This is a genomic window from Pseudoalteromonas sp. MSK9-3 (genome assembly GCF_003590335.1).
Classification (GTDB): Bacteria; Pseudomonadota; Gammaproteobacteria; order Enterobacterales; family Alteromonadaceae; genus Pseudoalteromonas.
Genome location: NZ_MIET01000021.1, coordinates 20,761 through 29,177 on the forward strand (window position 1 = coordinate 20,761; position 8,417 = coordinate 29,177).

Consider the following 8,417-nt stretch of genomic DNA (forward strand, 5'->3'; position numbering starts at 1 on the left):
GCTAAAAGTAAAATGCGTCTGAGTTATATTTGAGGGTCACGCTGTTATGGCTAAGCTGTTTTATTAGCGCTTAGCCATAGTAATGTAATTTGCTAATTAGTCTCGATATAACAAATAACGGCTCTTTGATCTGGGGTGTCTTGTGTGTCTTTGATTAGGTAGCTAGACTTTAAGCTATTCTGGCAAGTACACATATCAAAATGCGTGATCATATAGTTTTGACCGAATTCGTCTTTATCTGTTTTTGTAATGCTACAGGTTGGTTCACGCCACCTAGGGTCAAAACCACTTTCTCCAATCGCGACAATTTTAATCTTTTTTGAGCTGATGATAGTGTTTAGTTCATCAGCATGTGCCTGAACATTTAATGCTGTCAGTGAACACAGTGCTACTAAGCCAATTATAAGCTTTTTCATATTTTATCCTTAATTAAACTAAGCTTTATTAGAGTTTAAACTCTAGCTAGGGCGGGGTATCTTATTTGTTAGAAATATAAAATCAAGGTTTTTTTATTGCTTTTAATTAAGAGGAGTGTTTAGGTGTTTAAATAAATGCAATATTGAAACTTACCATTCTTCTTAGATTTTAGATAAGTAGTATGAATGTTTTGTGTCGATAAATAGTAAATATTGATGTAATAATAAATTCTTACAATTTGGTCAATTAAAACGCCGAAATCTAATTTATAAAAGGCTCGTAACGTCTACGTGGTGGCGTTATTTCAGATATTCCAAATGTTGGAAGCCGCCCTTGAGTGAGCAATTTAATGTAAAGTCACTTAATTTAGGGCTAATTATTTAACAGGAGGTTTTATCTTTATTATCCATTAAAAGTAATTAAAAATATCGTATGTATACGCTATAAGAGATAATTATACCAAAACTGTTGCCATTTTATGTACTAATTGAAGGTTTGTGTTGTTATTTTGTTGATTTGTTTGTGCCTGTAAAGTGTGATAAAACTTTAGGTGATTAATTAAAACAATAACTTACACTACAACAGGGACAAACATAATGAAGGCAACATATTCTCTTAGTGCACTATCAGCAGCAATCCTGCTTGCTCACTCAGGAAGTGCGGTGTCAGCCGATGAAAATAAGGTTGAACGGATAGAAGTAACGGGCTCACACATCAAACGTACAGACATGGAAGGCCCCTCGCCAATTCAATCTTTATCAGCGTCAGATCTCGCAGCAACCGGCTCAACGGACTTAATTGGCGCGCTCGCTAAGTTACCTGTATCTGGGGCTGGTACATTCAGCACTCAAGGTAACTCAAGTGACGATACCGCAAACGGTGGGTCAAGCGTTGCGCTACGTGGCCTTGGCGCTTCTTCAACGCTTGTTCTTATTAATGGTCGCCGCGTTGCAGTGAGTCCGTTTGCCAAAGACATTGAAACATCATTCGTTGATTTAAATAGTATTCCGGTGTCGTCTGTAAAGCGCATTGATATTCTAAAAGATGGTGCGTCAGCAACCTATGGCTCAGACGCCGTAGCGGGTGTAATTAATATCATTTTACGCGATGATATCGAAGGCTTTGAAGTCTCAGGTAAAGTGTCTGATACAGCAGATGGCGGCGGCGAAGAGCAAAACTTTACGCTTTTATGGGGCTCATCTAACGACAAAGGGAATCATAACTTCTCATTAGATTACTTTAAACGTGGCGACATTTTCTATTCTGATAGAGATTACACAGCCAGTGCAGATCAGCGTTTTCGCGGCGGTAATAATGCACTTAGTTCATCGGGTTTCCCTGGTAGCGTAGAAGTTGTGCGCAGTATGTTGACAGAAGAACAATGGAATGCACTGCCTGTTGTACGAGTTGAAGATGACGGCACACAAGTTCGTCAGACTATTTTTGCTGATACATGGGGTAACGATAAGTGTGACGAGTCGTTGATCATTGGTGATATTTGTCGTTATGACTATGCACCGCATATGAGCTTAGTGCCATCGACTGAGCGTTATAGCTTTAACTACAATGGCGTGCAAGAGATAACCGATGGTATTGAAGGCTTTGCAGAGTTTTCAGCACAGCATTCGTCGACCTTTATTCAAGGTGCGGGTAGCCCAAGCTTTACCGAACTGACAATGATGGGTACTAACCCGAATCACCCATTAGCAAATGATCCGACTCACTTTTTACATGGTGTCGATATTTCAATGCGCCGCCGAACCGTTGATATCGGTAATCGTAAAAAAGACGTAGACTCAGAGTATTATCGTGCAGTACTCGGTGCTCGTGGTAATTTTAAAGAATGGGATTGGGAAGTTGCTTATTCAACAATTCGTTCAAGTGCGGTTGAACGTGGCTTTGATGGCTTCCCAAATAAGTTGCGTGCACAGCAAGCTATTGATAATGGTTTATGGAACCCGTTTGAACCAAGCACAAATACAGCCGAAGGATTAGCGTTCTTTGAAACCACCACAACACGTTATGGCTCATCGACCATGCAGGCGTTAGATGGGACGGTATCAGGCGAGTTGTTTGAACTTGAGTCTGGTTACATCGCAGGTGCATTTGGTTTTGAACATCGTAAAGAAAAAATAGAAGACAACCCTGACAGTCAATATTTACGTGGCGAAATATTCGGCACTGAAGCAACGCAGGCAAATGGTGATCGTGATAATACCGCCATCTTTGCTGAATTCAGTATTCCAGTTTTAGAAACTCTCGAATTACAGCTAGCTGTTCGTCATGAAGATTATAGTGACTTTGGCACAACCACTGATCCGAAAGTGGCATTTCGTTGGTCACCATTTGATGAGTTGGTTGTTCGAGGCTCTTGGGGCACAGCATTTAGAGCGCCTTCGCTGGTTCAGTTACACTTAGGGCGTACAGATGAATCTCCAAGTGTGATTGATAAAGAACGTTGTCGTCAAACCGGTGCAGAAGTTGACTGTGAGCCAACTGAATACACAGCAATTGTAGCGGGTAATAAAAACTTACAACCAGAAGAATCTGAAAACTTCAACTTAGGTGTGGTGTGGGAAGCAACAGATAACTTCAGTATTGGGGTTGATTACTGGAACTATGACCAAGAAAACCTAATAAAGAAAATTGGCGCACAAAAACTGGTTGACTGTTGTGGCAGTGACTCTAGTTTAGTCGTGCGCGCACCAAATCAGGGCAGTACACTGGGTCGTATTTTACAAATTAACGACACCTTTGTGAACATCGGTGGCCGTGAAACCGATGGTTTTGACATTAATTTAGAGTATAAATTAATGACGGACAATCTAGGTGAGTTTAAATTCAATTATAACCTAACATATGCGCTTAACTTTGAAGAGCAAGCGTTTGAAAGTGACGACGCTGGTAATCGCATTAACGTGATTGACGATCGTAACGGTGAATACCAGCACCCAGAGCTGCGTTGGACTAGTGGTGTAGATTGGAACCGTGATGACTGGGTCGCAACCCTTAGTGTGAGTCATATTGGTTCTTATAAAGATTTAGCAGATAGTAATAATGACAAGTTTGGCATTGATTCATGGACCACCATTGATACCTCTGTCAGCTATGTTGGTTTTGAAGGGTTAGTATTAACGGCTGGTGCGGCGAATTTATTGAATGAAGAAGCGCCACAAGCGCCTTCTGAATCTATGGGCGTTGACAATAAAACACACAGCTCATTAGGTCGCCAAGCTTACTTAAAGTTTAATTATAAATTTTAATAAAGAGTCAATTTAGGTCATAGAGCTTATTAATAAAAATACGTTAATTTAAATTGACGAATATAAAACCTCAGCTTTGAGCTGGGGTTTTTTATTTATGGATCATTCTTAGCAAGGAGGAAGAAGATTGAGAGGGAGTGTCTTGGCTTTTATAGAGCACAATTGTTTACTTTTCATTGGGATATGGCTTTGAGTTGGTATTGGTTTTTGAATGGGGGACACTGGTTATTCCATTTATTCAAACGCAGTACACTCATTATGATGCATTGGGACGTGTTTATCTCAGTCAGTTAAGTGACAACTATGCGGTTGGGTATAAGTATAACGCCCGTGGGTTTAAAATCTCAGAACATGGTCTTCGTTATAACAATGACACGATGAAAGTCGATGAGACGCTGCTTAAAACCGGCAATAGTGTCAACTTCCGTGGTCAGGTCACCAAAGAAACTTACTTAGGCAACCAAGTCTTAACGTATGGTTATGACAGCTATACGGGACTTAGTGACAGTTTAGGGGCGGTAGGGATGCGCACAGAAAGTGGGCAAAACTCTCTGAGTGCCAGCTATCAATACAATGCATTTGGGCAGTTAAATAAGCGTGAGTTCACCGGTTTATATGATCAAACCCGCGCAGAAACCTTTACGTACGACGGCTTAAACCGACTGCGAACGGCGACAAACCGCTATGGCACACTCAGCAATACCTTAAATTACTGTTACGACGCGCTGGGCAATATGCTTAAAAAAGGCAGTACGTCTACATGTGGTGCCGGAAGCAATGACTTTAGTTATGGCAGCAGTACCAGAAGTACAGGCAATGCGGGGCCACATGCTTTATTAAAAGATTTACGCACAGGTACGTCTCGTACATTTAATTATGACAATAATGGTAATGTAACCAGTGATAGTGATCGCTCGTTCGTATACAGTGGTTTTGATAAAGTAACGCAAATTCATCAAGCCGGTAACATGCAGGTGAACTTTGCGTATGATGCCAATATGCGCCGTTACTATCGTAAAGATGCTTATAGCACGCAAAATGAAGACGCGGGTAAGGTTGATACCGAAACCATCTATTTAGGCGCATTTGAACATATCACCAAAGGAGGACCGTCGGGCGGGAGTATTATTCACCAATATACAGTGGGTAATATGCAGATCAGCGAAAACCTAGCAACGGGTGACATTACCCAAAAGCTGATGATACGAGACCACTTAGGCTCCGTACTGGCGGTGAGTGAAGTGAATGCAGCTAAGACAGCGGCAAGCATTACACAAACCTTTAGGTACGACCCATTTGATCAGCAGTATGCACTACAAGCCAATAGCTTCTCAGCATTTACCGGCTATATGCGCCAAGGCTTTACCGGCCATGAAATACTCAATGGCTTAAATGTCATTCATATGAACGGTCGTATTTACGATCCAACGATAGGACGATTCTTACAAGCCGACCCGTTTATTCAGGCACCGAATAATAGTCAGTCGTATAACCGTTACAGTTATGTGTTGAATAACCCGTTGAGTTATACCGATCCGAGTGGGTATTTCTTTGAGAAGCTGTTAGGAGGGCTCCTAGGAACTAAGATATTACGAGAACTTGCTAAAGTACCGGTGTTAAATTCATTGGTACAAATAGGGATTGGTATCGGGTGTGGGTCATTCGCAGCAGCATGTATGGCGGCATACAGTGGTTTGCAAACTTATGCTGTTACAGGGAGTTTAGGCGCTGGTATAAGGGCTGCTGCTATAAGTTATGCCACAGCAACTGCTTTTAATGCTGTTGGAGGTAAATTTACCAAAGCAGGTGGCTTCTTTGATGCTGGTGTTAAAAATGGCTTTTATCATATATCATCCCACGCACTTGTCGGTGGAGTATCTTCAACGTTACAGGGTGGAAAATTTGGACATGGGTTCTTTAGTGCAGGTATAACTAAGGGGTTGACTCCTAACTTTGAAGGTATCGGTGGTTTTGATGTTAGTGGATATAATCCTGCTGAAGCTGCAATTGCTGGGTTACTCGGAGGTACTATTTCACACGTAACAGGGGGGAAATTTGCTAATGGAGCCATTACAGCGGCAATGGGGAACTTGTTTAATAATCAGAATCAAAGAAATAAGATAAAAGAACACGCACGAGCGGTTCGTGATCATATATCCGCATTAGACTTTAAGGATATAGGTGGCCGAGCTAAAATCGCTGGCTGGGCTATTAGAGGTGGTTTTGCAAAAGGTGATGGTTCGTATATTCTCCGCTCTGAAGTAAGAGCTAAAATAGTGCAGTTAAACATGGTTAAAGCTTTAGAAGTTGATGTATTTAATGAGATGTTACCTTATGCTCAATCAATCGCAAATGGCGGCATGACATTAACAGGCGATCCAAAAGGTACAGTAGCTCAAGCTGTAGGCGTCTTTGTACCAGATATTGCGGTAGTTGCTCAATTTCGAGGGGCTATGGGTCTTTGGGGAGCGGCTGCGGCAGCAAATGAATATTATGACCATTCTGCGAATTTTAAAATGACAATTAATAAGTTAGATAGTCGTTCCTTGTCATATTTTGCAAATAATTGTGGTGCAACCTTAAGATGTTAAAAAGAGTTTTCCAAGTTATTTTATTAAGCTTATTTTCTGTTTCTTCGTTTGCGGAATGTGAGCTATCTACTACTGACCTAAACGTCTTTAAGATTTATCATTTCTCAGATAAAAGTGGGATTGAATCTTTAAGACGGTTTAATCTACAAAAATCTGATCAATTAAAGGTAGGTATACCTAAAAATGCTAAATTCTACAGTGAGAATTTAGGCACAGATGAACACCCTATATTGATGAATATGTATGAAAGCGATGCTTATGAACTCTATTTTGTAGACCAGAAAGTCAATATGTTACCAACTCGAAATCTTATTAAGAATAATTACTTTGATATTTTAGTTTCTGCAATTTATGATTTTAGAATAAATAACAATTTAACCTGTGAGCCTGAAAAAATAGCAAACTTTTTGGGGCTTACCTCCTTGATAGTTCATTCAGGGTCAAAATATATCGAAGTTTTCGCATCTAAAACTGAAAGCGTAATTGTTTGGTACCATGACGGCGATAGGAAACATGCAGGCTTTATAATTAAGACTAAGTATAATGACCGGATTCTAGTTGGTGGGGTTTTAGAAAAATCATAATCTATTTATTGGAAAATAAACATGACATATATGGACGTTTATTGACTGTCAAGCCATAACTAACCCGCTAGGTTGTTTTTTTACAACCTAGCGCCTTTAAATTTGTTTTACCTCAACTGCACTAAACTCAATAAACAGCAATTATTTTGTCACCATCTATTATGATGCTGTTCTGACATATATCCGGGCTTAACTGTCCTCAGCGCCCCTAATGAGTTTCGAACCTAGTCACCCATAAAATTGAATTCACCCAATCGACTTTATTAGCCGTGCCTTTGTCGGGTTTGAGCTAGGTAGGCTTTGCCTTTTGTTCATCGTGTTTTTACAGCGAGAATAAATTGGTTATCAAGGACTCACCCGAATTCAAGTTCTAAGTGCACCATGTATAAAAACTAGATAAAAATAAGACGAAATTTAACAAGACACATATGGACACTCCCGGTATGTCAAACAAAATAACTCTGGCGGGGTAGAATAAACTACCTCGTTTTTTCATTTCTTCGCTGCCACTGTTTGACGTTTGACCCATTTGCAATAAAGCGTTGCTCTGACATATATCCGGGCTTAACTGTTATTTCAGTGCCCCTAATGAGCTTCGAGCCTATACACCCTAATTTGAATACACCCAACCGGTTTATATACCGTGCCTTTGCCGGGTTTTGTATAGGCAGGCTAGTCCTTTTTTCATCTAACTGTAGCGAACAATGATAGGCGATTGGCAAGTGCTCTCAACACCCACTCGGGTTAAGTTACCCTTGTCATTTACGAGCTTCCTGCCAATCTAACTTGGTGTTTAAGCATTACCTTGAACCTGGTTGCATGAACGTATCGGGCGGTAATATTCATTTTTTTGAAGTAATATCCACATTAACCTTGCCATGCGATGTGCCATTGCAACCGCTGCTTTATTTACCCCACGCCTTTGCTTGATGGCAGTGACCCATAGGTTCAGGTCATCGTCTTTTTTATGTGCGTGGTTTACAACAGTTCGAGCACCATGAATAAGTTGCTTTCTGAGGGAAATTTACAAAGACACCCAACATAAATTGATTATTTATCAAAACTTAAGAAAAGTTAGAAATGGTACTTATCCATAGCGCTGATATTATGAAAATAAAATTAATTTTTTTACTAATCATAGCTTTTATACACAATTCTAGCTATGCAGGCAGGAAGCTGGGGTTAACTGAATTAGTAGTCTTTGAACGGGGACTAGGAGTTTATGAGTTATCTGCACGGCACAAATTGAAGCCTTACCCTTTTCCAGGGCTACTTAAATTTCACGTTTGTGGTTCAGGTTATTTTGTAGAGGGTAAAGATAATGGTGAAACAAAATTAAATATTAAGAAATGTGACTTAAAGAATCATGAAATTGTAGTGGCATAGTTAATTTGGCCACCCATTAAGAAAGAAATGTTATGCTATTGAGCATACAAATTTGGGTGAAAAAATGACGAAGTTAAAACGCGCAACCTATTCTGCGGCAATCAAATTAGAAACAGCTCAGCTTGTAGTAGACCAAGGTTACACGCAAGAAGAAGCAGCTAAAGCAATGGGTGTTG

General features: G+C 40.2%; 5 protein-coding genes and 1 pseudogene. 4 read left to right on the plus strand and 2 right to left on the minus strand.

All coding sequences use genetic code 11. The features are described from left to right. Nucleotides 1-92: 92 nt before the first annotated feature. Nucleotides 93-416 (minus strand): hypothetical protein, encoded by a 324-nt coding sequence (locus BGP78_RS07215; protein WP_119860763.1) that lies wholly within the window; start codon nt 414-416, stop codon nt 93-95. 597 nt (nt 417-1,013) lie between these two features. On the opposite strand from BGP78_RS07215, the gene BGP78_RS07220 reads away from it, so the two are divergent. The 3 genes from BGP78_RS07220 (at nt 1,014) to BGP78_RS07230 (ending at nt 6,855) form a co-directional block, all read left to right on the plus strand. Beyond that, a complete protein-coding gene (locus BGP78_RS07220) occupies nt 1,014-3,680 on the plus strand; it encodes a TonB-dependent siderophore receptor (RefSeq protein WP_119860764.1) in 2,667 nt (888 codons plus the stop codon). 200 nt (nt 3,681-3,880) lie between these two features. After that, nucleotides 3,881-6,271, plus strand: coding sequence for an RHS repeat domain-containing protein (locus BGP78_RS22865; protein ID WP_182912241.1), 2,391 nt, complete (start codon nt 3,881-3,883; stop codon nt 6,269-6,271). Further along, on the plus strand, nt 6,265-6,855 hold the full coding sequence (locus tag BGP78_RS07230) for a hypothetical protein (RefSeq protein WP_119860766.1): 591 nt from the start codon (nt 6,265-6,267) through the stop codon (nt 6,853-6,855). Before BGP78_RS22865 ends, BGP78_RS07230 begins: the two co-directional genes overlap by 7 nt. A 793-nt stretch (nt 6,856-7,648) precedes the next feature. Here the strand turns inward: BGP78_RS07230 and BGP78_RS22870 are convergent. Then, nucleotides 7,649-7,873: pseudogene (locus BGP78_RS22870) on the minus strand (IS110 family transposase); the annotation flags it as partial. A gap of 89 nt (nt 7,874-7,962) precedes the next feature. Here BGP78_RS22870 and BGP78_RS07235 point away from each other — a divergent pair. Beyond that, a complete protein-coding gene (locus BGP78_RS07235; protein WP_147386066.1) occupies nt 7,963-8,241 on the plus strand; it encodes a hypothetical protein in 279 nt (92 codons plus the stop codon). Nucleotides 8,242-8,417: the final 176 nt, after the last annotated feature.